At 48.9% G+C, this 26,198-nt stretch carries 27 protein-coding genes; 20 read left to right on the top strand and 7 right to left on the bottom strand.

Annotated elements, in window-relative coordinates; all coding sequences use genetic code 11:
- Nucleotides 1–72: 72 nt before the first annotated feature.
- From nth to LQE92_RS13470, 5 genes are all read left to right on the top strand, one after another.
- A complete protein-coding gene (nth, locus tag LQE92_RS13490; RefSeq protein ID WP_231063462.1) occupies nt 73–702 on the top strand; it encodes an endonuclease III in 630 nt (209 codons plus the stop codon).
- Nucleotides 703–788: 86 nt separating this feature from the next.
- The gene (locus LQE92_RS13485; protein WP_231063461.1) at nt 789–2,063 is read left to right on the top strand and encodes a cation:proton antiporter; all 1,275 of its coding nucleotides are present in this window, start codon (nt 789–791) and stop codon (nt 2,061–2,063) included.
- Between the two features lie 118 nt (nt 2,064–2,181).
- Nucleotides 2,182–3,207, top strand: coding sequence for a branched-chain amino acid aminotransferase (locus LQE92_RS13480; RefSeq protein ID WP_231063460.1), 1,026 nt, complete (start codon nt 2,182–2,184; stop codon nt 3,205–3,207).
- 67 nt (nt 3,208–3,274) lie between these two features.
- The gene (locus LQE92_RS13475; protein WP_231063459.1) at nt 3,275–3,475 is read left to right on the top strand and encodes a DUF1858 domain-containing protein; all 201 of its coding nucleotides are present in this window, start codon (nt 3,275–3,277) and stop codon (nt 3,473–3,475) included.
- Nucleotides 3,476–3,510: 35 nt separating this feature from the next.
- Nucleotides 3,511–6,201: an ATP-binding protein gene (locus LQE92_RS13470; protein ID WP_231063458.1), complete on the top strand. Its 2,691-nt coding sequence runs from the start codon at nt 3,511–3,513 to the stop codon at nt 6,199–6,201.
- Between the two features lie 204 nt (nt 6,202–6,405).
- Here LQE92_RS13470 and LQE92_RS13465 read toward each other — a convergent pair whose 3' ends face one another.
- Nucleotides 6,406–6,642, bottom strand: coding sequence for a hypothetical protein (locus LQE92_RS13465; protein WP_231063457.1), 237 nt, complete (start codon nt 6,640–6,642; stop codon nt 6,406–6,408).
- A gap of 240 nt (nt 6,643–6,882) precedes the next feature.
- Here LQE92_RS13465 and ilvN point away from each other — a divergent pair, with 240 nt between their 5' ends.
- From ilvN to LQE92_RS13440, 5 genes are all read left to right on the top strand, one after another.
- Nucleotides 6,883–7,368, top strand: coding sequence for an acetolactate synthase small subunit (gene ilvN, locus LQE92_RS13460; RefSeq protein ID WP_147597014.1), 486 nt, complete (start codon nt 6,883–6,885; stop codon nt 7,366–7,368).
- A 55-nt stretch (nt 7,369–7,423) separates the two neighbouring features.
- Nucleotides 7,424–8,434, top strand: a complete 1,011-nt coding sequence (gene ilvC, locus LQE92_RS13455; protein WP_231063456.1) for a ketol-acid reductoisomerase — start codon at nt 7,424–7,426, stop codon at nt 8,432–8,434.
- A 148-nt stretch (nt 8,435–8,582) separates the two neighbouring features.
- The gene (locus LQE92_RS13450; protein ID WP_231063455.1) at nt 8,583–9,236 is read left to right on the top strand and encodes a TM7S3/TM198-like domain-containing protein; all 654 of its coding nucleotides are present in this window, start codon (nt 8,583–8,585) and stop codon (nt 9,234–9,236) included.
- A 46-nt stretch (nt 9,237–9,282) separates the two neighbouring features.
- Entirely contained in the window at nt 9,283–10,638 is a 1,356-nt protein-coding gene (mgtE, locus tag LQE92_RS13445; protein ID WP_231063454.1) for a magnesium transporter, read from the top strand.
- A gap of 170 nt (nt 10,639–10,808) precedes the next feature.
- Nucleotides 10,809–11,249, top strand: coding sequence for a GNAT family N-acetyltransferase (locus LQE92_RS13440; RefSeq protein WP_231063453.1), 441 nt, complete (start codon nt 10,809–10,811; stop codon nt 11,247–11,249).
- Nucleotides 11,250–11,261: 12 nt separating this feature from the next.
- Here the strand turns inward: LQE92_RS13440 and LQE92_RS13435 are convergent, their stop codons facing one another.
- Nucleotides 11,262–12,167 carry a LysR family transcriptional regulator gene (locus LQE92_RS13435; protein WP_231063452.1) on the bottom strand — a complete coding sequence of 302 codons (906 nt, stop codon included), beginning with the start codon at nt 12,165–12,167 and terminating at the stop codon, nt 11,262–11,264.
- A gap of 203 nt (nt 12,168–12,370) precedes the next feature.
- Between LQE92_RS13435 and leuC the strand changes: the two genes are divergently transcribed.
- The 7 genes from leuC (at nt 12,371) to LQE92_RS13400 (ending at nt 19,226) form a co-directional block, all read left to right on the top strand.
- The gene (gene leuC, locus LQE92_RS13430; protein ID WP_231063451.1) at nt 12,371–13,639 is read left to right on the top strand and encodes a 3-isopropylmalate dehydratase large subunit; all 1,269 of its coding nucleotides are present in this window, start codon (nt 12,371–12,373) and stop codon (nt 13,637–13,639) included.
- A 15-nt stretch (nt 13,640–13,654) separates the two neighbouring features.
- Nucleotides 13,655–14,146, top strand: coding sequence for a 3-isopropylmalate dehydratase small subunit (leuD, locus tag LQE92_RS13425; RefSeq protein ID WP_231063450.1), 492 nt, complete (start codon nt 13,655–13,657; stop codon nt 14,144–14,146).
- A 174-nt stretch (nt 14,147–14,320) separates the two neighbouring features.
- Complete coding sequence (ybaK, locus tag LQE92_RS13420) at nt 14,321–14,776, top strand: Cys-tRNA(Pro) deacylase (protein WP_231063494.1); 456 nt, start codon at nt 14,321–14,323, stop codon at nt 14,774–14,776.
- Between the two features lie 59 nt (nt 14,777–14,835).
- Nucleotides 14,836–16,326, top strand: a complete 1,491-nt coding sequence (thrC, locus tag LQE92_RS13415) for a threonine synthase (protein WP_231063449.1) — start codon at nt 14,836–14,838, stop codon at nt 16,324–16,326.
- Between the two features lie 132 nt (nt 16,327–16,458).
- Nucleotides 16,459–18,090, top strand: a complete 1,632-nt coding sequence (locus tag LQE92_RS13410) for a polysaccharide deacetylase family protein (protein ID WP_231063448.1) — start codon at nt 16,459–16,461, stop codon at nt 18,088–18,090.
- A gap of 147 nt (nt 18,091–18,237) precedes the next feature.
- Nucleotides 18,238–18,681 (top strand): GatB/YqeY domain-containing protein, encoded by a 444-nt coding sequence (locus LQE92_RS13405; RefSeq protein ID WP_231063447.1) that lies wholly within the window; start codon nt 18,238–18,240, stop codon nt 18,679–18,681.
- A gap of 17 nt (nt 18,682–18,698) precedes the next feature.
- Nucleotides 18,699–19,226: a cysteine hydrolase family protein gene (locus LQE92_RS13400; RefSeq protein WP_231063446.1), complete on the top strand. Its 528-nt coding sequence runs from the start codon at nt 18,699–18,701 to the stop codon at nt 19,224–19,226.
- Nucleotides 19,227–19,265: 39 nt separating this feature from the next.
- Here the strand turns inward: LQE92_RS13400 and LQE92_RS13395 are convergent, their stop codons facing one another.
- Both LQE92_RS13395 and LQE92_RS13390 read right to left on the bottom strand, forming a co-directional pair.
- Complete coding sequence (locus LQE92_RS13395) at nt 19,266–19,823, bottom strand: hypothetical protein (RefSeq protein ID WP_231063445.1); 558 nt, start codon at nt 19,821–19,823, stop codon at nt 19,266–19,268.
- Nucleotides 19,816–20,442: a hypothetical protein gene (locus LQE92_RS13390; protein ID WP_231063444.1), complete on the bottom strand. Its 627-nt coding sequence runs from the start codon at nt 20,440–20,442 to the stop codon at nt 19,816–19,818. The genes LQE92_RS13395 and LQE92_RS13390 overlap by 8 nt, the downstream gene beginning before the upstream one ends.
- Before the next feature lie 149 nt (nt 20,443–20,591).
- Here LQE92_RS13390 and LQE92_RS14490 point away from each other — a divergent pair, with 149 nt between their 5' ends.
- Nucleotides 20,592–20,726, top strand: coding sequence for a hypothetical protein (locus tag LQE92_RS14490; protein WP_269141961.1), 135 nt, complete (start codon nt 20,592–20,594; stop codon nt 20,724–20,726).
- 76 nt (nt 20,727–20,802) lie between these two features.
- On the opposite strand, the gene htpG is transcribed toward LQE92_RS14490, so the two are convergent.
- Both htpG and LQE92_RS13380 read right to left on the bottom strand, forming a co-directional pair.
- Nucleotides 20,803–22,803 carry a molecular chaperone HtpG gene (gene htpG / locus LQE92_RS13385; RefSeq protein WP_231063443.1) on the bottom strand — a complete coding sequence of 667 codons (2,001 nt, stop codon included), beginning with the start codon at nt 22,801–22,803 and terminating at the stop codon, nt 20,803–20,805.
- A 181-nt stretch (nt 22,804–22,984) separates the two neighbouring features.
- Entirely contained in the window at nt 22,985–23,482 is a 498-nt protein-coding gene (locus tag LQE92_RS13380; protein WP_231063442.1) for a DUF5721 family protein, read from the bottom strand.
- Nucleotides 23,483–23,605: 123 nt separating this feature from the next.
- On the opposite strand from LQE92_RS13380, the gene LQE92_RS13375 reads away from it, so the two are divergent.
- Together LQE92_RS13375 and LQE92_RS13370 are read left to right on the top strand one after the other, a co-directional pair.
- Nucleotides 23,606–24,925 carry a M18 family aminopeptidase gene (locus tag LQE92_RS13375; protein ID WP_231063441.1) on the top strand — a complete coding sequence of 440 codons (1,320 nt, stop codon included), beginning with the start codon at nt 23,606–23,608 and terminating at the stop codon, nt 24,923–24,925.
- Nucleotides 24,926–25,070: 145 nt separating this feature from the next.
- Nucleotides 25,071–25,907, top strand: a complete 837-nt coding sequence (locus LQE92_RS13370; RefSeq protein ID WP_231063440.1) for a DegV family protein — start codon at nt 25,071–25,073, stop codon at nt 25,905–25,907.
- A gap of 89 nt (nt 25,908–25,996) precedes the next feature.
- On the opposite strand, the gene LQE92_RS13365 is transcribed toward LQE92_RS13370, so the two are convergent.
- Nucleotides 25,997–26,179 carry a hypothetical protein gene (locus tag LQE92_RS13365; RefSeq protein ID WP_147597033.1) on the bottom strand — a complete coding sequence of 61 codons (183 nt, stop codon included), beginning with the start codon at nt 26,177–26,179 and terminating at the stop codon, nt 25,997–25,999.
- Nucleotides 26,180–26,198: the final 19 nt, after the last annotated feature.

Raw genomic sequence — 26,198 nt, 5'->3', positions numbered from 1 at the left:
CAGGCTTGCCGCCTGCCCCGGTTTTATGATCGTGGATGGATAGGCGGAATGTACAAAAGAAAGGAAAATAAAATGACAGAACAGGAAAAGGTTCAGAAAATCCTGGATAAACTGGATGAGACTTATGGAGTAGAAAAACAGAATTTTTATCATCGCGAGCCGTGGCAGCTGCTTCTGGCTATCATGCTGAGCGCGCAGAGCACAGATAAGCAGGTAGACGAGGCGATACCGGCTTTTTTTGACCGTTTTACTGCAGTGGAGGCCATGGCAGAGGCGCCGGTGGAGGAAATCGAGCATTATATCCAGTCAGTGGGGCTTTATAAGAATAAAGCGAAAAATATCAAGAAATGCTGCGGTCAACTGGTGGAACAGTACGGGGGAGCGGTGCCGGATACCATGGGGGAGCTTTTAAAGCTGGCGGGCGTAGGGCGGAAGACAGCCAATCTGTTTTTATCGGATGCCTTTGGAATTCCAGGTGTTACGGTAGATACCCATGTGTTCCGGATTTCCAGACGCCTGGGATGGGCAGAGGGAAAGACGCCGGAGGCAGTTGAAAAAGAACTGAAGGAATGTCTTCCGGAGGAGCATTGGATACGGATCAACTTTCAGCTCATCTATCATGGGCGGGCCGTTTGTACCGCCAGAAAGGCGCGCTGTGCTCAGTGTCCTTTGGAAGAATGGTGTGCCAAAAAAGGCGTGTAGTCTAATTTACTTGATTTTTTCTGATTCTGCGCTATAATTTGCAATGGACAAATTGAGAAGAGCAGAAAAAGAAAAGAGGAAAAAGTATGGAACAACTATTCAGTCTTAGCATTGCCCTGCTGGCAGGGCTCTTGATGTCACGTGCCGCGAAGGTTTTTAAGCTGCCGGCCGTGACTGCATATTTAGTTGCCGGTATTCTGGTGGGTCCTTATATATTGGGCCAGCTGGGGATCACAGGTCTTGGCTTCCTTTCTACGGAAAATGTAAAACAGTATTCTATTTTCAGCGATGTTGCTTTAGGCTTCATTGCGTTTGACATCGGAAATGAATTCCGCCTGTCGCAGCTAAAGAAGATCGGGAAACAGGCGGCTGTGATCGCTTTTACCCAGGCATTGGCGGCGACGGTGCTGGTGGATGCCGTCATGATCGGACTCCATTTCCTGATGCCTTCTGTAGTGAGCCTGCCCATGGCCCTGGTATTGGGGGCTATAGCCACGGCCACGGCTCCGGCTGCTACGCTGATGGTGGTCCGTCAGTATAAGGCAAAGGGCCCGCTGACTAAGATCCTGCTGCCGATCGTGGCTTTGGATGACGCCATAGGGCTTGTGGTGTTTGCTGTATCTTCCGGCGTTGCGAGGGCGCTCAGCAGCGGTACTGTGGATATCATTTCGGTGCTGGCAGAACCCCTTTTGGAAGTGGTACTGTCCCTGATCCTGGGTTCACTCATGGGAGGGCTCCTGACCATTGCGGAACGTTATTTTGAATCCAACAGCAAACGTCTTTCCATTGCCATCACCTTTGTAATCTTCACGGTGGCTCTGTCCATGATGAAATTTAATGTGGGCGGAATCGAGATAGGCTTTTCGTCCCTGTTAGTCTGTATGATGCTTGGTACGATTTTCTGCAATATCTGCGATTTTTCGGAGGATATGATGGCCAGGGCAGATAAGTGGACAGCGCCTCTCTTTATTCTTTTCTTCGTCTTGAGCGGGGCAGAGCTGGAGCTTGGCGTGTTCCAGAACGTGGCCATCGTCGGCATCGGTATTGCCTATATCATCGCCCGCTCCGGTGGAAAATGCCTGGGAGCCCTGGGCGGAGCAAAATGGATGAAATGCGATAAAAATATCTGCAGATACCTGGGAATCACGCTGCTTCCGCAGGCGGGCGTAGCCCTGGGGATGTCCATGAGCGTGACCCAGACCATGGGTGAGACTGGACGCCTGATCCGGAATATCACCTTGTTTTCTGTGCTGATCTATGAATTGGCGGGACCTATGATGACGAAGATCGCCCTGATGAAAGCCGGGGAGATCTCACCGAGACCTGAGATCGTCAAACAACCCAATCAGGAAGAGGCCTGACGGTCTCCGCGGAAAAACCTGCAGAACGAAAATTCTTCTGGAAAATCTCGATGAGGTGAGTTATAATAACCCATAAGAAAAATTTATACGCTGATAGACAGCAGAATGGAGAACTGTGATGGAAAAGAAAAACATTGACTGGGGCAATCTCGGATTTGCCTACATGGAGACTGACAAGAGATATGTTTCCAATTACAAGAACGGTGAATGGGATGAGGGTGCTCTGATTTCCGACGCTGCCGTGACCATTAGCGAATGCGCCTGCGTCCTTCAGTATGCGCAGACCTGCTTTGAGGGATTAAAGGCATATACGACGGAGGACGGTCATATCGTGACTTTCCGATCCGATCTGAATGCGGAGCGCATGGTGTCTTCCGCGAAGCGTCTGGAGATGCCGGTTTTCCCGAAGGAGCGTTTTGTCGACGCAGTCGCGAAGGTGGTGGAAGCCAACGAAGCATATGTGCCTCCCTTCGGTTCCGGAGCGACTCTGTATCTGCGCCCGTATATGTTTGGAAGCAATGCCGTGATCGGCGTAAAGCCTGCGGATGAATTCCAGTTCCGTATCTTCTGCACCCCGGTAGGTCCTTATTTCAAAGGCGGTGCGAAGCCCCTGACCATCCGTGTCAGCGATTTTGACCGTGCGGCTCCTTGTGGTACAGGAGATATCAAGGCAGGACTGAACTATGCTATGAGCTTACATGCGATCGTGTCCGCACATCAGGAGGGATACGACGAAAATATGTACTTAGACCCGAAGACCAGGACGAAAGTGGAGGAGACTGGTGGAGCGAATTTCCTGTTCGTGACGAAGGACAATAAGGTAGTCACGCCCAAATCTGACAGTATCCTGCCTTCTATCACCCGCCGTTCTCTGATATACGTGGCAAAAGAATATCTGGGTCTGGAAGTGGAAGAGAGAGAAGTGTTCTTCGATGAGGTAAAGGATTTTGCGGAGTGCGGTCTGTGCGGTACGGCCGCCGTCATTTCACCGGTCGGAAAGATCGTGGATCACGGAAGGGAAATCTGTCTGCCCAGCGGCATGACGGAAATGGGGACTGTTACAAAGAAACTTTATGATACGCTGACCGGTATTCAGATGGGGCGTATAGAAGCCCCGGAGGGTTGGATAAAGATCATTAAATAAAAGAATAAAAACGGCAGAAGGCTGTGCCAGGGTTCTGGTACAGCCTTTTCTGGAATGAGGGAGATTTATGATTGAAAAAGATATGCTGATCAGTGAACTTCTGGAAAAGGATGAGCGGGCAGCCGCTATTCTGGCCCAGTCTGGCATGCACTGCATTGGATGCGCTGCCGCCGGCGGAGAGACGATTGAAGAGGCGGCTCTGGAACATGGGCTGGATCCGGTCCTGCTGGTGCGAAAGCTGAATCTGTATTTGAACCGTCAGGTATGATCGCAGGCCCGTATGACAGGGGAGGGGGAAATTCAATGTCCGTGCCTATGAAAGAATTGCAGATAAACGGCTTTTCAGACGCAGCAGTGATCGTGGTGTGCAGAGAAGACGACCGTATCCTCTACTGCAACGAAGCGGCTAAGTCACTTGCGCCGGAGGCCGAAGTGGGAAAGCCTTATGGCAGTTTTTTAGGGAAAGATGCGGGAACTCACGCAGCTTCCATAGAGTGGGGAGCAGAGAAGATTCCGGCGTATGTGGTCACCTTCGTACCCGGCCGCGAAGGTGCCATGAAGGACCGGCAGATGGTCATGGATATGACGATGGATGCTCTGCTGGGGAAAGCCTTTGATGAGATCGTCTATATGAACCTTACCAGAGATAAGATCGTGATGGTAAGGGAGAGCGGGATGTATGAGGCTGCCGGAGAACAGAGCAGGAAAGGTTTTGAAGAGGAATTCCTGCGAACGCTCCATCCAGATGACCGGGACGGGTTTATGCGCCACTTCGGACGAGAAAATCTGATCCGGGAGTTTTCCGGGGAGGATGCCGGACCTGTTTACAGGGAGGGACGCCGCAGAGGAAAGGATGGGCAGTATCATTGGATATCCATGCAGGCTCTACCGATGACGGAGGATGAGAGCGGAGACAGGATGACCGTGTTTTTGCTGTCCACCATCGATAAAAGGAAGACCTTGGAGCAGGAGACCAGGATGATGACGAACAGTATGGTCTCTCTGTTCGGAGAACTGCTTCTTGTGGATATGAAGACTGGAAAATTCATTGCCAGGAAATCAGATGAAGCGATGAATTCTCTGGAGGAGCAGGAGGATTTTGCCCAGTTTAACCGAATGTATGGCGAACGCCTTGTCCATCCGGATAACCGGGAAAAATTTTTTGAGATGTTTACGATTCCGAATATGCGAAAACAGATCGAAGAAGGGAAGCGCCAGCTGAATATGGAGCTTCGCCGCCGGAATTCAGATGGAGAATACCGCTGGTGTGAGCTCATCGGAATCGTCATGGATAACGATTTGAGCGGCGATTATAAGGTGTTTTTGACGTTCCGGGATATCGACGAGCTTCGGAAAGCACAGAGAGAGAAGAAAAATGCAGATACCCGGTTTGTCGCCGCGGTCAACAGCTTTTACGATACCATATATGAGGCGGAGCTTAATTCTGGTTATTTCCGGTTCTGGAAGCAGACGGATGACATCCTGTATGACAAAGGGGCCAGCGTCAGCCTGGAAAAGCATGTGGAATGGTGCATCAATACAAAGATCCATCCGGATTATAAAGCGGCGTATAAAGAGAAACTGGACATTCCCAGTATAAAGAAAGCATTTGAACGCGGGGAAAAGAAAGAACTCAGCCTGGAGGTGCCGGAGCTCTGCGCCGACGGCATGTATCGGTGGTTTTCCGTTCAGGTCCAGCTTCTGTACCGGGATGAAGACGAGATTCGGATCATGGTATATGTGAAAAACATTGACGATGCCAGAAAAGAAGAAGAGAGGAAAAACGAGGAGCTGAGAGAGGCCCTGAATCTCGCAAACCAGGCGAGCGTGGCGAAATCGGAGTTTCTTTCCAGGATGTCCCACGACATCAGAAGCCCCATGAATGCCATTTTGGGAATGACGTCCATTGCGGCGGAAAATTTAGAGAAGCCGGATAAGATTGCTGACTGTCTGGAAAAAATCGGGGTTTCGGCAAAATTTCTGCTGACCCTTATCAATGACGTGCTGGATATGTCACGGATAGAGAACGGTAAAATGGAGCTGGTCTTGAAGCCCTTTGATCTGAATGAGCTGCTTGAACAGCTCACGGTGATCTGTGAGGAGCAGAGCAAGAGAAAACAGCAGGAATTTATCGTGGAAGTCTCGCCGGAGGTGGGACGCAGGTATATGGGAGATTCTCTGCGTATCCAGCAGGTTCTTATGAACCTGCTTGGAAATTCCATGAAATATACCAAAGAAAGAGGGCATATTTCCCTGTGTATTGACAGCGTTCAGGCGGAAGCAGGACAGGAAAAGCTTGTGTTCTGCGTGAAAGATGACGGCATTGGTATGTCGGAGGAATTTAGGGAGCGTCTGTTTGAGCCGTTTGAACAGGAACATCTGGAGGGCGGACGAGTCTTTGAAGGAAGCGGACTGGGTCTTTCCATCACCCAGAATCTGGTAGGCCTGATGAACGGACAGATTTCTGTGGAAAGTGAGAAGAATAAAGGGAGCTGCTTTATCGTGACGGTTCCTCTGAAACGGATGGAAGAAGAAGCAGGGGGAATGCCTGTACAGAAGAACAGGCCGGAACCAGAAGACAAAGTGGATTTTTCCGGAAAACGAGTTCTTTTGGTGGAGGACAATGAGCTGAATATGGAGATTGCCAAAAGTCTTCTGGAGATGAAGAATCTGTTGGTTGAAAGTGCCTGGAACGGTGCAGAGGCTGTCTCTGTATTCGAACATGCGGAGCCCGGATATTTCCATGCCGTCCTGATGGACATCCGGATGCCGGTGATGAATGGCCTGGAGGCTGCCAGCCGTATCCGCGGTCTTGACCGGGCGGACGCACAGACCATACCGATAATCGCCATGACGGCCAACGCTTTCTGGCAGGAGGCGAAAAAGGCGCAGGAAGCCGGGATAAACGGATATCTTACAAAGCCGGTGGAGCCGGAGGTGCTGTACCGTACACTTGAAAAAGCATTGTCGGGAAAGAGGCTGATTCAGCCGTGAAAAGAGGAGTAGCCGGCGTGTAAACGCCGGCTGAGTATGAAAAAGACAATCTATATAAATGGTAGTTGTTGTTTGGCGAAGCTGACAACGGTCGCGCGCGTCTTATTTGTTATCAACTTCTTTTGATGTTTCAAGTATAGCAAGTAAATGTGACTAGAATTTGTATGGATTATAAAAAAAACGTGAAAATTATTAGGGATTTCTTTAATTTCCCTTAGAGCTTAACGGATTTCCGCCATCCACCCAAAATGGATTGTTATCAGGTACCGGTTTGTTTGCCCCGTCATAGTCGGAGAATTGACGGATCTCCGCGTCGGAGCCGTCTGTACTGGGGAGGCCCTTTTCTGCTGCGTCTCTCTTGGCGGAAGCTCCGTTGGAGCGTTCTCCGGATACATTCTGCGGCCCAGGCCGTCCGGGCTGCTGGTCTTTTTGATCTTCCATATTCATTCCTCGCTTTCTTTATCTGGCTTTAGTATGGGAAGAATTCCGGGAAATATACAGGAACCGGTATACAGGAAATATACGCCTTGAGAATAAAAGCCATAACTAATAGATATAGAATTAGCGGTGAAATATAACAAAAAAAGGGGAACATCGATTGAAATTCCTGAAACGGTATGCTATTATGGGAATAATCAATTGGAAATGACCATTGAAAAAGTTTCGTAAAGGAGGATGCGCATGAGCAAAGCAGTATTCTCACTGTTGGTTGATAACACGTCTGGCGTGCTGAGCAGGATATCCGGGCTTTTCAGCCGGAGAGGATATAATATTGACAGCCTGACGGTGGGTGTTACGGAGAATCCGGCATATTCCCGGATGACGGTAGTGGCCACCGGTGATGACGAGATCCTGGAGCAGATCCACAGACAGCTGGAGAAGCTGGTGGATGTAATCGATATTAAGAAGCTGGAATCCCATACCACTGCGGTATGCAGAGAATTGGTCCTGATGAAGGTGGGCGTGGAGCCAGAGGAGAGAGAGCAGGTACTTGCGATCGTCAATATTTTCCGGGCGAAGATTGTCGACGTGTCTGAGGATTCCATGATCGTTGAGCTGACAGGGAGTCAGTCAAAGGTAGACGCGTTCATCCGCCTGATCAATGGCTTCACCATCAGGGAAATGGCCAGGACAGGCATTACGGGTCTCGGCAGGGGTTCCATATAACTTTGAGTCAATAACTTATTACTTATATTACAATATGTTTATGGAGGATAACATTATGGCAAAGATTTATTATCAGGAGGATTGTAACTTATCACTGCTGGATGGAAAGACCATCGCAGTCATCGGTTATGGCAGCCAGGGACATGCCCATGCCCTCAATGCGAAGGAATCCGGATGCAGGGTGATCATCGGTCTTTATGAAGGCAGCAGATCCTGGGCAAAGGCAGAAGCTCAGGGATTTGAAGTATATACCGCGGCAGAAGCGGCAAAAAGAGCAGATATCATCATGGTTTTGATCAACGATGAAAAACAGGCTCAGATGTATAAAGAATCCATCGAACCCAACCTGGAAGCCGGCAATATGCTGATGTTCGCCCATGGCTTTGCCATCCATTTCGGACAGATCGTACCGCCTAAGGATGTGGATGTGACGATGATCGCGCCCAAGGGACCTGGACATACCGTAAGGAGCCAGTACCAGGAAGGCAAGGGTGTTCCTTGTCTCATTGCGGTGCAGCAGGATGCGACAGGAAAAGCGCACGACATGGCCCTGGCCTACGCGCTGGCGATCGGCGGAGCAAGAGCCGGTGTTCTTCAGACTACGTTCCGGGAGGAGACAGAGACAGATTTATTCGGCGAGCAGGCTGTTCTCTGCGGCGGCGTTACGGCTCTTATGAAAGCAGGCTTTGAGACTCTTGTGGAAGCAGGCTATGAGCCTGAGAGCGCATATTTCGAGTGTATCCATGAGATGAAGCTGATCGTAGATCTGATCTTTGAAAGCGGCTTTGCCGGCATGAGATATTCCATCTCCAACACGGCAGAGTACGGCGACTATATCACAGGGCCCAAGATCGTCACCGACGAGACCAAGAAAGCCATGAAGAAGATTTTGTCCGATATCCAGGACGGCACTTTTGCAAAGGATTGGCTGGCTGAGAACCAGGTGAACGCTCCCCACTTCAAAGCGATGAGGAGAAGAGAAGCAAATCACCAGCTGGAAAAGGTCGGTGCGGAGCTTCGTAAGCTGTACAGCTGGAATGACGGCGGAAAGCTGATTGACAATTGATTTTATGGATAATTGCTATACATAGTATCGTACAGGGGAGACGCTGCATCCGCGGCGTTTCCTTTTTTGTTCAGCGGTTGAAATATGGAGCAGTAAAGTGTTATACTGAAACAACAGCACAGATGTAAAAGGAGAGGAAGGCGGATACATGGGGAATACTTTTATAGAAATGAGCGGAATAAAGAACTTTGGGCAGCAGGGGATAGCGGTGATAGAAGATTTCTTCAGCCGGATGCCGAAGGGCGTTGCCGGCGTATTGGCAATCCTGGCTTTGGTCCTAATTCTTTTGCAGTGTTTTATGGGATATAAGCTATTAAAGGTTTGGGTAACTCTGGTCGGCGGATTGATCGGCCTGATCGTGGGTATCATAGTGGGAACACAGTTCATAAAGAATTCGACTGTGACGGCGGTGGCAGCGCTCCTTCTCATGCTGCTGCTTGGGTTTCTGGCATATAAAATCTATCAGGTGGGGGTATTCCTGCTGGGAACGTTTTCCTCCTATCTGGTGGCACTGGGCCTTTTGGGAAGCATGGTGGGAAAAGAGACATGGTGGGTTTATGCACTGGCCATCGCGGCGGGGATTGCGGTGGGCGTTCTCAGCGTCATATTCATGAGGCCGGCCATCATCCTGTCTACAGCTGTCACAAATGGTCTTTCCGCCGGTTCCAGGCTCATGGCCCTGGGAGGGGTTACGGCTCAGACGCCGGTGCTTGTCACAGGCATCATTCTGTCGGCGCTCGGTATCTTTGTGCAGTTCTCTACCACTAAGACGGAAAAGAGACGGCGGTATAAGCGGTATTAAAGGTAAAGTGCAGCCGGATAATCAGAGAAGATAAGAGGTGAGCAGGATGAGCGGGACAGATGAGAGACTGAAAAAAGAAGAGCTTCTGGAGCTGCTTTTACATGCGGATGAGAAAACGTTAAAGGAACAAATTGAATACATCCATCCTGCCGACATCCTGGAGCTTCTTCATGATGAGGATATTGATCCGAAGACACTCATGGCCAGGCTTCCGGAACCCCTGATCGCTGACGTCATCGATGAAGAGGATGAGGAAGACAAGTACGGGATCTTGAAGCTGTTCTCGGAGGATAAGCAGGAAGAGATACTGGAAGAGATGTCTTCCGATGAGCTGGCTGACATGGTAGGTTCCATTGAAGATCGGTCAGAGCTCGCAAAGGTCATTGGCAAACTGTCGGAAGAGGACAGGAGCGAGGTGCGCCGGCTGCTCTCTTATCCGCCTGACACGGCCGGCGGTATCATGGCCACAGAATTTGTCAATATCTATGACAATAAGACAGTCTATAAGACATTGCTATATCTGCAGGAGATAGCGGAAGAAGTGGAGACGGCCTACTGCCTGTACGTGGTGGACAGACAGAACCATCTGAGAGGTTCCCTGAATCTTACGGACTTAGTTACATCTTCTTTTGACACGGCGGTTCTGGATATCATGAATCCCCATGTGATAACTGCTCATGTGGAGGATGATCAGGAGGAGATCTCCAGACAATTTGAAAAATATGGATTGGTGGAGCTGCCAGTGGTCAATGACGCCGATCAGTTAGTAGGGGTCATCACAGTGGATGATGTTATGGAGATTGCTACGGAGGAGGCCACGGAAGATATTCACTACATGGGCGGTATCTCTGGTGAGGAAGAAGTAGACGGCCCTTTGTCTGATTCCCTCAAAAGCCGTCTGCCCTGGCTGGTAGTAAATCTGCTCACGGCGTTTCTGGCTTCCTGGGTGGTCAGCTTATTTGAGGCGACCATCAGCAAAGTGGTGGCGCTGTCGGCTATCATGTCCATTATCACCGGAATGGGAGGCAATGCAGGCACCCAGTCCATGACTATTATTGTCCGTGGGATCGCACTGAATGAGCTGAACCGGGACAATGCATTTCGAATATTTCTTAAAGAGTTTACAGTGGGTATTGTGACCGGAGCGGCCATAGGAGGAATCGTGGCTGCTGTCGAAGTGGTGATACAGGGGAATCCATATCTGGGACTGGTGACCGGGCTGGCTATGATTCTGAATATGATGGTGGCCACGGCCACAGGATATCTGGTTCCGGTGCTGCTCAAAAAAATGCGGATAGATCCGGCCCTGGCCTCGGCCGTATTTGTGACTACAGCCACAGATGTACTGGGTTTTTTCTTCTTCCTGGGGCTTGCGACCCTTTTCCTGCCGAAGCTTTTGTAAAGAGATTTTTGGCGGAACGAGGTTTCTTGTGGTTTTACAGCCGTTATGATATAATTTCATTATAAGCGCGGACCTTTCGCTTTTATATCATTGTCACCCAACTACGCCCCTGTGATCTGGAAGCTTTTCTGTTCCGAAGCATGGGGCATGCGCAGAAAGGAGAAGGCCATATGCAGATTTGCACCATGAAAATTGAGGATTATGATCGTGTGTACCAGCTGTGGATCAGGACGCCCGGCATGGGACTGACCAATCTGGATGACTCAAAGGAAGGGATAGAGAAATATCTGAAACGGAATCCTTCCACATGCTTTGTCGCAAAAGAGGAAGAACGGCTGCTGGGAGTGATACTGGGCGGTCACGACGGGCGGCGCGGATACATATATCATATGGCGGTGGAGAAGTCGGAGAGAAAAAAAGGAATCGGGACAGCTCTTTTAGAAGCGTCGCTGGAAGCTTTCCGCAGGGAAGGGATCACCAAGACGGCACTGGTGGCATATGACAGCAATGATGAGGGGAATGAGTTCTGGGAAAGAAGGGATTTTGTCCTTCGAAAAGATTTGGTGTACCGGACAAAAGACCTGGTGGATATGGAAGTAATCCTGCCATAAGAAGCAGATATATCATGGCTTCTGATAGTAATGGCGGTAGAATTTAATAAACATGTTTAGGGCTTTGGAGTGGACTGGCTGGCTGTTAAAGACAAAGCCTATGCTGCGTTTGGGAATGGGAGGCTTCATGGGGATTTCTAAAAAAGTCCCGTTTTCCAGTTCATCCTTTACAAAGTTCTTTATCACACATCCCGCGCCGAGACCGATCCTGGCGAAGTCAATGAGCAGGTCCATGGTAGAGGCTTCCAGGAGATGGGCAGGTTCGATATGCTGCTCCCTGAAATAATCTTCTATGTAAGTTCGGCTGACATTTCCCTTTTCCAGCATGAGAATGGTGCCGTTCCGGAACACATCGGACTGGGCGGCTCCCTCTCGCAGACGCATATTGGTAAGATAGGCTGGGGTCGCCACAAAACCGTCCTCAATATCCATCACCTTGTCAAAGGTGATGTTTTTTTTATTCGGAGTCTCCGCCGTCAGGCCGAGGTCGATCTGCTGATGCTCGAGAAGTTCCAGAGTCTGCAGAGTGGATTGGCTGCGGATGGTAAACTTTATGTGAGGATACCGTGCCACGAATTCTTTCAGGCAGGGCAGCAGGACATATTTGCAGAGTACGGTGCTGACACCTATCCGTATGTGGCCCACACCCAGCTCCGTCATCCGTTTCAGCTCGTCTTCCCCCCGGTCCAGAGTCTCGAAAGCTGCCCGCACATGTTCAAACAAGATGGCTCCTTCTTCAGTCAGCTGAACTCCTCTGGAGTTGCGTATAAAGAGGGGCAGACTTAAATTGTCCTCCAATTTGCCAATGGCCTTGCTGATGGCAGGCTGGCTGATATACAGGTTCTTGGCGGCCCGGGAAATGTTTCCCGTCTGTGCGACTTCAAAGAAAATCCGGTATAAGGATAAATTTTGTTCCACGGCGGTTCCTCCCATAATTACATGCTGTTGGATCAGTAACATTATACTATAACTTCAGGTCATAGTAAACATTCAAAATCCGTATTTCAATTATAATTTACAGGATGGTATAATAGCGGATATCCAATGGTATCTGGGGCGGTAAAACTACGTATTGGCAATTGTGGGCAGGAGCCCATGCTGGATGAACAGGAGGGAACAATATGGGAATGACGATGACGCAGAAAATCCTGGCGGCTCACGCAGGGCTTGAATCGGCAGAAGCCGGACAGCTGATCGAAGCCGAATTAGATTTGGTTTTGGGGAATGATATCACCTCCCCTGTAGCCATTCATGAGATGGATGGCAAAATGAAGGACAGCTCTGTATTTCATAAAGATAAAATAGCACTGGTACTGGACCATTTCGTGCCGAATAAAGATATCAAATCTGCGGAGCACTGTAAATGTGTGAGAGAGTTTGCGGCTAAGCATGAGATAACCAACTTCTTCGATGTGGGGGAAATGGGGATTGAGCATGCGCTTCTGCCGGAAAAAGGGCTGGTGGTGGCAGGTGACGTGGTGATAGGAGCGGATTCCCACACTTGTACATACGGAGCCCTCGGAGCTTTTTCCACCGGAGTGGGAAGCACAGATATGGCGGCCGGCATGGCCACCGGAAAAGCGTGGTTCAAGGTTCCGTCAGCGATCAAGATCGAGCTGACCGGAGAACTTCAGAAATGGGTGAGCGGAAAAGATGTGATTCTCCATATTATTGGAATGATAGGAGTGGACGGAGCCCTTTATCAGTCCATGGAGTTTACAGGCGGCGGAGTGAAGGCTCTTTCCATGGATGACCGCTTTACCATTGCAAATATGGCAATTGAGGCCGGCGGTAAAAACGGTATTTTCCCTGTGGATGAAACAGCCATCCAGTATATGAAGGAACATTCCATACGTCCGTTCAAAATTTATGAAGCGGATGAGGATGCAGAATATGAGAGGGTGATCCGCCTGGATCTGGGAAGCATCCGTCCAACGGTATCCTTCCCTCATCTTCCGGAAAACACCCGGAGCATTGACGAAGTGGAAGATATCGCCATCGATCAGGTTGTGATCGGTTCCTGCACCAACGGCAGGATGGAAGATTTGAGGACTGCGGCAAAGGTACTGGAAGGGAAGAAAGTGAAAAAGGGAATCCGGGCCATCGTGATTCCGGCTACGCAGAAAATTTACCTGCAGGCCATGGAGGAAGGACTTTTAAAGACATTCATAGAGGCGGGGGCGGTTGTGAGCACGCCGACTTGTGGCCCTTGTCTGGGAGGTTATATGGGTATCCTGGCAGAAGGAGAACGGTGTGTGTCCACCACCAATCGGAACTTTGTCGGACGCATGGGTCATGTGAAGTCAGAGGTGTATCTGGCCAGCCCGGCGGTGGCGGCAGCCAGCGCTGTGACAGGAAAGATTTCCGGCCCAGAAGAACTGGGAATGTAAAAAGGAGGATACGGTATGAAAGCACATGGGAAAGTATTCAAATATGGAGACAATGTTGATACGGATGTGATCATCCCGGCAAGATACCTGAACTCTTCTGATCCGGCAGAGCTGGCTGTTCACTGCATGGAGGATATCGACAAAAGCTTTGTGAGCAGGGTGAAAAAAGGAGATATCATTGTAGCGTCCAGAAATTTCGGCTGCGGCTCTTCCAGAGAACACGCCCCGATTGCCATTAAGGCGGCGGGAGTCAGTTGTGTAATCGCAGAGACCTTTGCGAGGATTTTTTACCGCAATTCGATCAATATCGGTCTTCCGATTATCGAATGCCCGGATGCGTCCAGGGGGATCGACGAAGGGGACGAGGTGGAAATAGACTTTGACAGCGGCATGATCTACAACAGAACGAAGAATACGCAGTTCAAGGGCCAGGCGTTTCCGGAATTCATGCAGAAGATCATAGCGGCTGAGGGACTTATGAATTATATCAATGAAAAAAATAAATAGTCTGGAAAAGCTGTCCGGCCGCTGAAAGATAAGGCCGCTGTGAAACGATTCGTTTCACAGCGGTTTTTTTCTGGTATCAATGGTTGCCCTGAGAGCCCTGATGTGCTAAAATTTGACACAGAAGGGAAGAAAGGATGGATACAGGTGGCGGAAAAAGCTGTAAAGACCAATGCGATGCGTTTGCTGGATGCGGCCGGGATCGCGTATACGTCCAAGGAATACGAGGTGGACGAGAGTGACCTGAGCGGGGGCCATGTGGCTGCCAGGCTGGGCCTTGACAAGGACATGGTTTTTAAGACCCTGGTAGCCAGGGGAGAAAAGAACGGAATCATGGTATTCTGTATTCCCGTGTGTGAAGAACTGGATTTGAAAAAAGCGGCCGCGGCTTCCGGAGATAAGAAGGTGGAAATGGTTCGTGTAAAAGAAATCCTGGGGCTTACGGGGTATATACGCGGCGGCTGCTCTCCCGTGGGAATGAAAAAGAAATATCCTACTTATATAGAAGAAACAGCAGTCCTGTTTGATGAGATTGCCGTAAGTGCCGGTATCCGGGGCTGCCAGATATTCCTGGACCCGGAGGCGCTGATACAATATACGGAAGCCCGCGTTTGCGGTCTTGTGAAGGAATAGATGACAAATGGCGCTGTCGTCGCTGAAAACGGAAAATATAGAAAAGAGAGGGAATTGCTATGTCAGAATTAATGTATGGAAGTACCAGAGGAAACGGGGGAAAAGTGACCGCATCCCAGGCAATCTTGAAAGGGCTGGCGGAGGACGGAGGCCTTTATGTACCGGAAAAACTGCCGAAGCTTTCGGTGAGCTTTGAAGAACTGGCCGGACTTTCCTATCAGGAGACCGCATATGTTGTGATGAAGCAGTTCCTGACGGATTTTACGGAAGAGGAGCTGCGTTCCTGTATTGCCAGGGCATATGACGATAAATTTGACACAGAGGAGATTGTCCCCATAAAGGAAGCGGCGGGCGTTTATTACCTGGAGCTTTTCCATGGAGCGACCATCGCATTTAAGGATATGGCATTGTCCATACTTCCCCATCTGATGGTCACCGCGGCCAAGAAAAATCAGGTCCGCAATGAGATTGTAGTGCTGACAGCCACCTCAGGGGATACCGGTAAGGCTGCTTTGGCGGGATTCGCGGATGTGCCGGGGACAAGGATCATTGTGTTTTACCCGAAGGATGGTGTAAGTCCCATCCAGGAAAAGCAGATGGTGACCCAAAAAGGAAAAAATACATTTGTCGTGGGAATCCACGGGAATTTTGACGACGCGCAGAATGGAGTAAAGAAGATTTTCAGAGATAAAGAGCTTTCTGAGGAACTGAAAGAACACGGCTTTCAATTTTCTTCTGCGAACTCCATCAATATCGGACGGCTGGTCCCTCAGGTAGTCTATTATGCCTATGCTTATGGACAGCTGCTTAAGAAGGGTGCGGTATCATCGGGTGAAGAGATCAACGTGACGGTGCCTACCGGAAATTTCGGCAACATTTTAGCTGCTTATTATGCGAAGCTTTTGGGAGTTCCCATCGGGAAGCTGATTTGTGCGTCCAATGAGAACAAGGTTCTCTACGACTTTTTCAACACAGGGGCGTATGACAGAAACCGTAAGTTCATTCTGACCAGTTCTCCTTCCATGGATATCCTTATCTCCAGCAACCTGGAGCGCCTGGTGTACAAGATAGCCGGTGATGATGCGGTGAAGGACGCATCCCTTATGAAAGAGCTGTCTGAAAAAGGCCGGTATGAGATCACCGATGAGATGAGAAAAGAATTGGCGGATTTTTACGGTGCTTTTGCCGATGAGAAGGAAACGGCGGCAGAAATAAAGAATCTTTATGAAAAAACAGGATATGTCATCGATACTCATACGGCGGTCGCTTCCTGTGTCTATGGGAAATACAGGGCAGAGACAGGAGATGGGAAGAAAGCTTTGATTGCATCCACGGCCAGCCCCTACAAATTCACAAGAAGCGTGATGAAAGCGATTGACGAAAAATATAATGATATGGAAGATTTTGCCTTGGTCGATGTGCTGTCACAGATTTCCGGCGTGCCGGTCCCTCCTGCAATAGAGGAGATCCGCACGGCTCCCGTACTCCATAAGACTGTCTGCGAAGCGTCGGCTATGAAGGATATAGTGAAGCAGTTCCTGGAGATATGATGATGGGGAAATAAATATAAGAAAATTGTCACATTTTGTTAAGAACATCTTCAAGAATATGTGTTATAGTAGGGAATGCGGTCGAGAAAGATAATCGCTTTATGAATATAAAATATGAAAGAGGTTGAAACCATGTTACAGGAAGGGAAGGAAGAAAGGCTGGAGTATATTCAGCTGTCTCACAGACCCCGGAATCATACAAAACAAGACCAAGACGGAGCAGTCCCTGCAGATAGAGCACGGCGTTATTCCAGAGCGGCGGAGCGGCTGAAGAAGCAGCGGCGAAATCGGATGCTGGCCATCAGCGGCCTTTCGGCGGTGCTGCTGGTATTGATTGTGTGTATCGTTTTTAAAGTTCTTCATAAAGATACGGTAAACGTGGAAGGGGCCCCGGTATCTAATGCCGGCGGGGAGACAGGAGACGGCGCGAAGCTGTCGGAAAAGAATTTCCAGTTTACGATGGCGGCTGACAAGCAGGAGGTCGGAAGTGCACAGGAGATAAAGGAAATCGCTGATTATGAGGGATATGCGGTACGTTATCCAGTGATTGGGAACGAAGCCATGGATGCAGGCATCCGCCAGCGGGCGGAAGATATTGTCTCTGTATTTAAGGCGGAGGTTACGAGCTGCAAGTCAGAAAAAGCCGTCAGGATGATCATGCAGGCAGATTATGAATCCTATAAGACAAAGGAAGAGCTGGTCTCTGTCAAGTTCGATATTCATAAGGAGCTTCCCCTGGCTTCTGCGGCGGGAGAAAGCGTTGAGACCTATACTTATAACGTGTCCGACGGAGCGGAGATATCGCTGTCAGATGTATTGAAGGAAGGCTTTCTGGATCTGCTGGCAGAGAAGACAAAGTCATTTGCAGAGGGACAGACGGGGAAGGTTATAGAGACAGCCATAGCCCCCGAGCTTTCAAATTTCAAATATTATACATGGAATGAGGATGGCCTCACTCTGTATTTTCCCGGAGGAAGCCTGGTGGAAGGAGTGGACGATGTCCTGTCGTTTACAGTCCCCATGGAAGACTTAAAGGATTTCCTGACCAGGAATCTGGCAGACGGCATGGAAGGCGGTCAGGAGGTGCAGGGACCGGTTTCCGGCGGAAAAGTGGATCCCAATAAACCGATGGTATGCCTGACCTTTGATGACGGGCCAAAATCTTCCACAACGCCGGAGCTTCTGGATCTTTTGGAAGCAAATGACGCCAGGGCAACCTTTTTCGTGGTGGGCAGTATGCTGAAGCATGAAGGAGCCGAAGATATCATCCGGCGGGAGCTGGAGCTGGGGTGCCAGGTGGGAAACCATACGTTGGATCATGAGAATCTGAAAAATATCTCAGATGAAGAGATTACACAGCAGGTCGAAGGGGTCAATGATATCCTGTCCGGCTGGGGACTTCCGAAGTGCAGCACAGTGCGCCCTCCTTATGGAGGTTACAATAACCATGTGCTCAGCTACGTTCAGTATCCGCTGGCCCGGTGGGATGTGGATACTGAGGACTGGAAAACCAGAGACGCGGCGTCCACCATCAATAATGTGCTATATGACGAAAAGCTGAAGGCGGAGGATGGGGATATCATTTTAATGCATGATATCCATCCAGAGACTATCGAGGCCTGCAGGACCATCATTCCGGAACTGAAGGCGAGAGGCTTTCAGCTGGTGACGATGGAGGAGATGTTTGAAGCAAAGGGGATTGCCTTTGAGCCTGGAAAGGCGTACTATTCCTCAGGATTTATAAAGGACGATTTCGGTTCCTGATTTTAAAGCTGCCGCATACGGTATGAAAACGCCGTATGCGGCGGTTTTTATAATCTTAACTGGCCTGGAAAAAACAAATTCTCTGTGGTATCATGAAATGGAAAAGTAATGCAGAAAGAAAATCATCAGCGGACAGGAGGCAAAATTATGGGTAAAATTGATGAGGTCAGAACGGCCATGGTGAAAGCCATGAAGAATAAGGAAAAAGAGAGAAAGGAGACTCTTTCCATGCTTTTAAGTGCGCTGAAAAACGCACAGATCGACAAGCGGGAAGAGCTCACGGAGGCGGAGGAGAACGCGGTCATTGCCAGGGAGATCAAGCAGACAAAAGAGACGATGGATACCTGCCCTCCCGACAGGACGGATATCCTGAGGGAATGTGAAGAGAGGATTTCCGTTCTGAAAGAGTTTGCGCCGGAAGAGATGAGCGAGACTCATATACGGGAAGCAGTCAAAGAAGTACTGGATACACTGGGAATAGATGCTCCCACCGCCAAGGACAAGGGCCGTATCATGAAAGAGCTGATGCCGAAGGTAAAGGGCAGGGCGGACGGCAAGCTTGTCAATGAAATCGTATCCAGTTTATTCTGACAGAGGGAGGAAGTCATATGAGCAGGGCACTTATTGTAGTGGATATGCAGAAGGACTTTATAGACGGGGCGCTGGGGACAAAGGAGGCGAAAGCCATTGTTCCTGGAGTTAAAGAAAAAATACGGGGCTTCCGGGGAATCGTTTTAGCAACACAAGATACGCACGGTACGGATTATAAAAACTCCCAGGAAGGGCGGAGGCTCCCGGTGGCGCATTGCATAAAAGGAAGCAGCGGATGGGAGCTTGAACCGGAGATTGATTTTTTACTAAAAGAAAAACAGGCCAGGATTTTTGAAAAGCTAACCTTTGGGTCTGTAGAACTTGCACAGTATCTGGCGGAGATAAACGAAAAAGAACCGTTGGAGGAGATCGAGCTGGTCGGTCTGTGTACGGATATCTGTGTGATATCCAATGCCATGCTCATCAAAGCTTTTCTTCCGGAAGTGCCTGTCCTGGCAGACAGCAGCTGCTGTGCCGGTGTGACGCCGAGAAGCCATATCAACGCGCTGGAAGCTATGAAAATGTGCCAGATAACAGTAAAATAATAAAGTGCCGGAGGATTGTTCTTCCGGCACTTTTTGTTCTTATTTCCGCCCCAGCATATCTGCCATTTTCCGGATCATATCAATTCTGGACTGCTCCTCCGGTTTCATCCGGCTTTTTAAGACATTGAGTATTAGATCTGTCTCTGAATCATTGAACTGCATCCCCATGGAATTGGCATTCTTATTGGCAGACATCAGGAAGGGCAGCAGGGAGTCCATTGACTGGCTGCCGGATTGGGAGACCAGTTCGGATAAAAAGGCCAGCTTTTTTAAATCCATATTTTTTAAAGACGGGTCATTTTTCCAGCTGTCGTTTCCGGAGCTGTTTTGTCCTGACAAAGGTGTGCCATCCGGATTTCCGGTGTTCCCGGGATTCTGACCGGAGGCGCCAGGGCTTTGGTCCGCTGCGCCGGCATTCTGAGCGGGGCTGCCGGTATTCTGTGGTGAACTGTTCGGATTCTGAAAATTATCAACTGAATTCTGGTAATTGTTCCCTGGGTTCTGATTCTGTCCGGCGTCTCCGTTCATGGGAGACATGTTTCGGCCTCTGTTTCCGTTCATGCCGTTGTTATACATCCCGTTTTGAAAGTTATTCATTGTGATGTGGCTCCTTTCCTGGTGCATTGCTGAGAGAGTGGAACATAGCGCTGTAAGAATCGAAAAGGTCCTGCTGACTGGAGTTCAGAGAGCCGCGGATAAAGCTTCGGAAGTCATCATCGGCTTCAGATGAAGAAGGACCGGACGGTGAGTCTGGATCCAGGGAAGCGGCTGACAGTGTGGCCTTTTCTTCTTCTGCGGCAGGCTGTCCGGATACTACGGTGAATGGAGCCGGTTCTTCCCGGGTCTGGCTGGCAGATTCAGCAGCCGGTCCGCCTTGAGACATCTGATCATATAAGGAGGACAGCTGGATGATGTAATTCAGCCGGTCGAAGGCTTTCCTCTGCTCTGGACTGCCAAAATCTTTTATTTCGTTTAATAGGTCAAAAAATCCTCTTTTGGGAGCGCCCTCAGAGGCGGAGCAGATGCTTAAGGCGTCGGCTGCTTCAGGGGAAGAAAACAAGTTTACGGTATTTTTAAGCTCCTGAAATTTTACGAGCACGGACAGAAGACGTTTCTGTGAGGCAGGAAAATAAGCCAGGGCCGCTTTCAGCATCTGGAGGTTGTAGCCGCTGGTCATTTTGTCCAGTTCGGTTGCTTTGAAGCTATCTTGTTCCAAAATGGCACCTCGTAGGTTTGTTCCCTTTACTTTATGCGGAGGAAGGGTTGGCCTATGCAGACTGGACGAAAAACGAAATTGGAAAATTTGGCATATGATATTATGAGCGGTTTCTGAGGAACCACTATTATGTGTAAGGAGACGCTTTTATGAAAACCAGACTTATAATTGATGAAGATTCAGTATATGAGATAGATGAGGAATGTGACGAGGCACAAAAGGAAAGGGAGAGAAAACGGCAGGAAAAGAAGAATCGGGAGAACAGGAATCACAGACATCATTAATAAACTGCCGCCGGATGGAATTGTCCATCCGGCGGCAGTATTTTGATTTCATAGGAAAGCTCGTCCTATGAAATTTTTATTCGGCCAGCTTTAACATCACGTCATTGGTACGGGCAATGAATTTGCTCATGCGTTCCGGAGACAGGCTTCCATGGCTTAAAAGGGCCAGGTCATACAGCTGTTCACAGAATATGGAGGTATCTTCACTGTCCTCGTGCTCCAGTACATAAGTCACGAGAGGATGATTTGCGTTCAGCACGAGACTTTCAGAAGCGCCGAACATATCCATGTTCATATCTCCCATGCTGTACATTTTCATCATATCCTGCATCCGGCGGCTGTCTTCGGACGAAGTGACTACAGAAGCAATGGACGAATTTTTGAGCTTTTCTACCTTGACTTCCAGCTTATCGTCACCGAGAGCTTTCCGGAAGGTTTCCGTCAGCTTATCGGTCATCTTGTTCAGGGATTCTTTTTCTTCTTCCCCCGTCTCCTCCTTGAAAGCGCTGTCCAGATCCGTATCGATTCTCAGGAAATGCACGTTTTCATTTTTCTGTTCCACATGGCTGATGAAAGGAGAGTCAATGGTATGGGTCAGGATCACCGCATCAATACCGGCTTCCTTGAACATGTTGATATATTGGCTCTGCGCTTTTTCATCGGTCACATAGAAGACCGTGTTTTCGTGAGCTTCTTTGTTTTCCTCCAGGCATTCCGCCAGGGTCAGATAACGGCCCTCCAGGTTCTTGAACAGGATACAGTCTTTTATCTTGTCCTCAAATTTTTCATCCCGGATATAACCGAATTTGATGAAGGGACTCAGATCGTCCCAGTATTTTTCATAATTCTCTTTCTCGACCTTATACATACCGGTCAGCTTGTCCGCTACCTTCTTGGTGATGTAATCGGAGATCTTCTTGACGAAGCCGTCGTTCTGCAATGCGCTCCTGGAGACATTTAAAGGGAGGTCGGGGCAGTCGATCACACCTTTTAACAGCATCAGGAATTCAGGAATGACCTCCTTGATATTGTCCGCAACGAATACCTGGCTGTTATAAAGCTTGATGGTCCCTTCAATGCTCTCATACTGGGAACCTATCTTCGGGAAGTAAAGGATGCCTTTTAAGTTGAACGGATAGTCCATATTCAGGTGGATCCAAAATAAAGGCTCCTTGTAGTCATTGAATACGGTACGGTAAAATTTCTTGTATTCTTCGTCGGTGCATTCATTGGGATGTTTCGTCCAGAGAGGATGGATATCGTTCAGAGGGACAGGACGCTTGTTGATCTTGGCAAGTTCCTTCCGGGGAGAAATCTCCACGATCTCTTTTTCTCCGTTTTCATTTTCCCGTTCTTCTGTTTTGGCTTCTTCAATGGTGGTCTCCACCACTACATCCTTTTCCGTCACCTCGCTCACGTCGATGGTCTCGTATTCCTGAGGGGCGTTCGCTTTGTTCAGGAAAATGTTCACAGGCATGAAGGAGCAGTATTTTCCGATGACTTCGCGGGCCTTATATTCGTTGGCGAATTCCAGGCTGTCTTCATTGAGATACAATGTGATCTCTGTTCCAAAATCTTCCTTGCTCCCTTCAGCCATGGCGAATTCCTGGCCTCCGTCCGATTCCCAGTGGACGGCAGGCGCGCCGGCACGATAGGACTTTGTATCGATGCTTACCTTGTCCGCGACCATGAAGGAAGAATAGAAGCCCAGGCCAAAATGTCCAATGATCTGGTCTTCGTTCGTCTTGTCCTTATATTTCTCCAGGAAATCCCTGGCTCCGGAAAAAGCGATCTGGTTGATGTACTCGTCCAGCTCCTCAAAGGTCATTCCAATGCCGTTGTCCTTGAAGGAGATGGTCTTTTCATCGGGATTTACCGTGACCTGGATTTTGAATTCGGTATCCTCCGGAATCTCAAACTCGCCCATCACATCCAGCTTTTTCAACTTGGTGATGGCGTCGCAGCCGTTGGAGATCAGTTCACGGTAAAAAATATCGTGGTCACTGTAAAGCCATTTCTTTATGATAGGAAATATGTTTTCACTGTTAATGGATAAATTGCCCTGTTTCTCTGGCATTTCAATCACACCTTTCTTTTTTTCTTTGTGGGTTTAAAAGACAAAACGGTCTTTTCGATTTCTGAAGTATATTGTAATACGCTGACATATAAAAGTCAAGAAAAAATTAGCACTCAATAGACATGAGTGCTAATAACCTGCTTTTGTTTTCCGGTTTTTGTTGAAATAAGGGAGAAAGGCTCTAATCTTCTTCCCAGAATATTTCCCTGGATCTGAAATGACGCCTTATCATATCGTCCCATGCCCGGTCCAGAGACTTATCGGCGGTAAAAAAAGAGTGGGCGACGCCGGTCACGCATTGAAGCGTTCCCTGATCATAGCGGACATTCAAAAACAGGCCGCCGACCTGTTCCACCGGGATGGACAGGCCAGTTCCTGATAACAGCTTTTCCGTATTGGAGCGGGACAGCATGAAGACGATCTTAAAGTGCTCCGGCAGCCTCCTGCCCTTGATAATCTGGTAGCACAAGGGCTTAAGGAGCGGCCAGCGGGCAAAATCATGCTGTTCCATTTCTTCCCATTCTGCGTCAGTGAAATAATCCCGGTGGAGAGAACCGTCAAGGGAGACGGTGATGCTTGTGGTAAAAGAAGCCTGAGACACCATAAAAGCGTCAAAGGTGTCCTGAAGAAACAGCTTAGATGTGAAATCCTTTTTGTCTGGTATTTTCAGCGCTATCATGAGAACCTCCTAATACGTTCAGTATAGGAGAAAATCAGGAAAAAGGGAAGCCTTTCTTTAAAAATGTGGTATACTGGAATAGAAAGACAGAATCTGCAATAAATGCGGGAGGAGGAAAGAAGGATGGCGGACAGACAGAACCAGGAAAACAGAGTGCCGGAAGGGCTTTTGAGATATATTGAGCGGGGGGTATCGCCGTATCATGTGGTGGAGGCCGCGGCAGAAGAGCTTGAACGAGACGGGTATCAGGAGCTGGGAATGTGGGACAGCTGGTCTCTGGAAAAGGGAGGAAAATATTATGTGAAAGCCCATGGTTCTTCCATGTTCGCTTTCCGTATAAATCCCGGTTTTGGGCGCCTTCAGAGCTTTCGGATCGCAGCGGCCCATACAGACTGGCCCTGTATGCGTATAAAAACGGCTCCGGATATGTCCCAGGATACTTATGCGAAAGTCAATGTAGAAACGTATGGAGGCCCTATCTTAAATACTTGGCTTGACAGGCCTCTGTCCGTGGCCGGAAGGGTGACGCTCAAAGGAAACGGCTGCTTTAGCCCCGAAACTCGTCTGATGGATTTCGGACGCCCTGTGTTTACGATCCCCAACCTGGCCATTCATATGAACCGGGAAGTGAACAAAGGGGTTGAGTTAAATAAGCAGAAGGATATGCTCCCGATGGCCGGACAAGCTGCGTCGGATGTGCTGAACAAAGGGGGATTTTTCCTGAATGCTCTGGCGGGAGAGCTTAGCGCAGTTCCGGAAGATATCTTATTTTATGAACTTTCTGTTTATAACTGCGATAAGCCGGATATCCTTGGAATGAACGGTGAATTTCTCTCGGCGCCCAGACTGGATAACCTGACTTCGGTAAGCGCTTGTGTGGATGGATTGCTCGCAGGGACAGAGAGAAGAAGCGGCGTGGATATGGCCGTGTTCTTTGACCATGAGGAGATTGGCAGCAAGACGAAGCAGGGGGCCGGTTCTTCCCTACTTGCGCTGGTGATGGAAAAGGTCTGCCGTTCTTTCGGCTACAGCGGTGAGGACTGCATCAACTGTCTGCTGAAAAGCTTTCTGCTTTCCGTGGATGTGGCCCACGGAAAGCATCCGAACCAACCGGATAAGAGTGATGTAACGAATCCGGTTTATCTGAACGGAGGAGTCGCTTTAAAGGCGGAGAGCAATCAGAAATATGCCACAGATGGAGAGGCTGTCGGCGTAGTCAGAAGCATTTGTGATAAAAATCATATTCCGTTCCAGCTCTTTGCCAACCGTTCTGATGTGGGGAGCGGCAGCACTCTGGGTTCCATCGCATCCTCCTTTGCTGTGATGAATACGGCGGATATCGGCATTCCTTTGCTGGCTATGCATTCCGCCAGGGAAGTGATGGGAGTTAAGGACCAGGAAGCTCTTTCTGATCTGCTGAGATGTTTTTGGCAGGAGCGGTAAGCGGAAAGCTCCGGAAATTAGATAAAAAAGATTGCATTGTCCCTTTTCAAAGCGCGTATTCTGTGCTATTATAAATAGTAATGAAAACTACATAAAGTGGTAAATGCTCCACAAAAAAGTAGTAAGGCAGTACAGGAGGAAAAATATGGATTACAAGATAGTAGTGGACAGCTGCTGTGATTTGACAGAGGAATTGAAAGCAGACCGTCATTTTCAAGTGGTTCCGCTGACATTGCAGGTAGGGGATACCTATATTACCGATGATGAGAGCTTTGATCAGGCAAAGTACTTGGAACTGGTCCGCACAACTCCGGATTGTCCGAAGACAGCATGTCCGTCTCCGGAGGCTTTTAAAAAAGCCTATGACTGCGATGCGGAAGCCATTTTTGTGGTGACATTGTCTCAGCATCTGAGCGGCACATACAACAGTGCGGTCCTCGGAAGAAGTCTCTATATAGAAGAAAAGGGTGAAAAGAAGATAGCCGTGTTCAGCTCAGATTCGGCGTCCATAGGAGAAGCACGGATCGCGGTAAAGATTCAGGAGATGGCGGAAGCGGGAGAATCCTTTGAGAACATAGTAAAGGAAGTATCCGAATTCCGGGATAATATGAAAACCTATTTTGTCCTGGAGACGCTGGATTTTCTGAAGAAAAACGGAAGGCTGACAGGACTGCAGGCATTGTTTGCCACAGTCTTAAATATCAAGCCGGTCATGGGAGCAGACAAAGGTGTGATCATTAAGCTGGATCAGGCGCGGGGCATAGACAAAGCGCTCGCCAAGATGGCCCAGTGGGTGGCAAAGGAAGCGAAGGGTGCGGAGAATAAAGTGCTGTCCATTTCCCATACGAACTGTCCGGAACGGGCAAAAAAAGTAAAGGAATTGATCTGCAGCCTGATAAAGGTAAAGGATGTTTATATTGTGGATACAGCCGGCGTCAGCACGACATATGCCGGGGACGGCGGAGTAATCATAGCATTGTGACAGTTTTACGGTTTTGACGGCAAAAATAAGCCGCGGGGCATATCTGAGGATACGCTCCGCGGCTTAACTGTTATAAAAAAACAATAGGCTCATTGTTCGACGTTCTTAAGTGCCAGATATCCGATCACACATGCAAAAGCAATCAGAAGAAGGATCCATTTTATGGGAGTTACCCAAGAGGGCAGCGAATAACGGTCTTTTACAGCGTCTAATATAAATTCCACAAGAATGGATACGAAACCAATATTCAAGACTAATTTACTCTTTTTCATCGTATGTGCCTCCCGTGTT

It is taken from the genome of Lientehia hominis, from assembly GCF_021044755.1.
GTDB lineage: Bacteria > Bacillota > Clostridia > Lachnospirales > Lachnospiraceae > Lientehia > Lientehia hominis.
This window is presented reverse-complemented; position numbering and strand designations above follow the sequence as displayed.

Bases quoted from the DNA above. Each gene is read 5' to 3' on its own strand.
- LQE92_RS13370 (WP_231063440.1), top strand. From the start codon at position 25,071: ATGGATTACAAGATAGTAGTGGACAGCTGCTGTGATTTGACAGAGGAA.
- LQE92_RS13410 (WP_231063448.1), top strand. From the start codon at position 16,459: ATGTTACAGGAAGGGAAGGAAGAAAGGCTGGAGTATATTCAGCTGTCT.
- LQE92_RS13480 (WP_231063460.1), top strand. From the start codon at position 2,182: ATGGAAAAGAAAAACATTGACTGGGGCAATCTCGGATTTGCCTACATG.
- LQE92_RS13450 (WP_231063455.1), top strand. From the start codon at position 8,583: ATGGGGAATACTTTTATAGAAATGAGCGGAATAAAGAACTTTGGGCAG.
- LQE92_RS13405 (WP_231063447.1), top strand. From the start codon at position 18,238: ATGGGTAAAATTGATGAGGTCAGAACGGCCATGGTGAAAGCCATGAAG.
- LQE92_RS13375 (WP_231063441.1), top strand. From the start codon at position 23,606: ATGGCGGACAGACAGAACCAGGAAAACAGAGTGCCGGAAGGGCTTTTG.
- LQE92_RS13400 (WP_231063446.1), top strand. From the start codon at position 18,699: ATGAGCAGGGCACTTATTGTAGTGGATATGCAGAAGGACTTTATAGAC.
- mgtE (WP_231063454.1), top strand. From the start codon at position 9,283: ATGAGCGGGACAGATGAGAGACTGAAAAAAGAAGAGCTTCTGGAGCTG.
- LQE92_RS13365 (WP_147597033.1), bottom strand. From the start codon at position 26,179: ATGAAAAAGAGTAAATTAGTCTTGAATATTGGTTTCGTATCCATTCTT.
- leuC (WP_231063451.1), top strand. From the start codon at position 12,371: ATGGGAATGACGATGACGCAGAAAATCCTGGCGGCTCACGCAGGGCTT.
- LQE92_RS13395 (WP_231063445.1), bottom strand. From the start codon at position 19,823: ATGAATAACTTTCAAAACGGGATGTATAACAACGGCATGAACGGAAAC.
- LQE92_RS13475 (WP_231063459.1), top strand. From the start codon at position 3,275: ATGATTGAAAAAGATATGCTGATCAGTGAACTTCTGGAAAAGGATGAG.
- nth (WP_231063462.1), top strand. From the start codon at position 73: ATGACAGAACAGGAAAAGGTTCAGAAAATCCTGGATAAACTGGATGAG.
- LQE92_RS13470 (WP_231063458.1), top strand. From the start codon at position 3,511: ATGTCCGTGCCTATGAAAGAATTGCAGATAAACGGCTTTTCAGACGCA.
- ilvN (WP_147597014.1), top strand. From the start codon at position 6,883: ATGAGCAAAGCAGTATTCTCACTGTTGGTTGATAACACGTCTGGCGTG.
- ybaK (WP_231063494.1), top strand. From the start codon at position 14,321: ATGCGTTTGCTGGATGCGGCCGGGATCGCGTATACGTCCAAGGAATAC.
- LQE92_RS14490 (WP_269141961.1), top strand. From the start codon at position 20,592: ATGAAAACCAGACTTATAATTGATGAAGATTCAGTATATGAGATAGAT.
- thrC (WP_231063449.1), top strand. From the start codon at position 14,836: ATGTCAGAATTAATGTATGGAAGTACCAGAGGAAACGGGGGAAAAGTG.
- LQE92_RS13485 (WP_231063461.1), top strand. From the start codon at position 789: ATGGAACAACTATTCAGTCTTAGCATTGCCCTGCTGGCAGGGCTCTTG.
- ilvC (WP_231063456.1), top strand. From the start codon at position 7,424: ATGGCAAAGATTTATTATCAGGAGGATTGTAACTTATCACTGCTGGAT.
- LQE92_RS13465 (WP_231063457.1), bottom strand. From the start codon at position 6,642: ATGGAAGATCAAAAAGACCAGCAGCCCGGACGGCCTGGGCCGCAGAAT.
- leuD (WP_231063450.1), top strand. From the start codon at position 13,655: ATGAAAGCACATGGGAAAGTATTCAAATATGGAGACAATGTTGATACG.
- LQE92_RS13440 (WP_231063453.1), top strand. From the start codon at position 10,809: ATGCAGATTTGCACCATGAAAATTGAGGATTATGATCGTGTGTACCAG.
- htpG (WP_231063443.1), bottom strand. From the start codon at position 22,803: ATGCCAGAGAAACAGGGCAATTTATCCATTAACAGTGAAAACATATTT.
- LQE92_RS13380 (WP_231063442.1), bottom strand. From the start codon at position 23,482: ATGATAGCGCTGAAAATACCAGACAAAAAGGATTTCACATCTAAGCTG.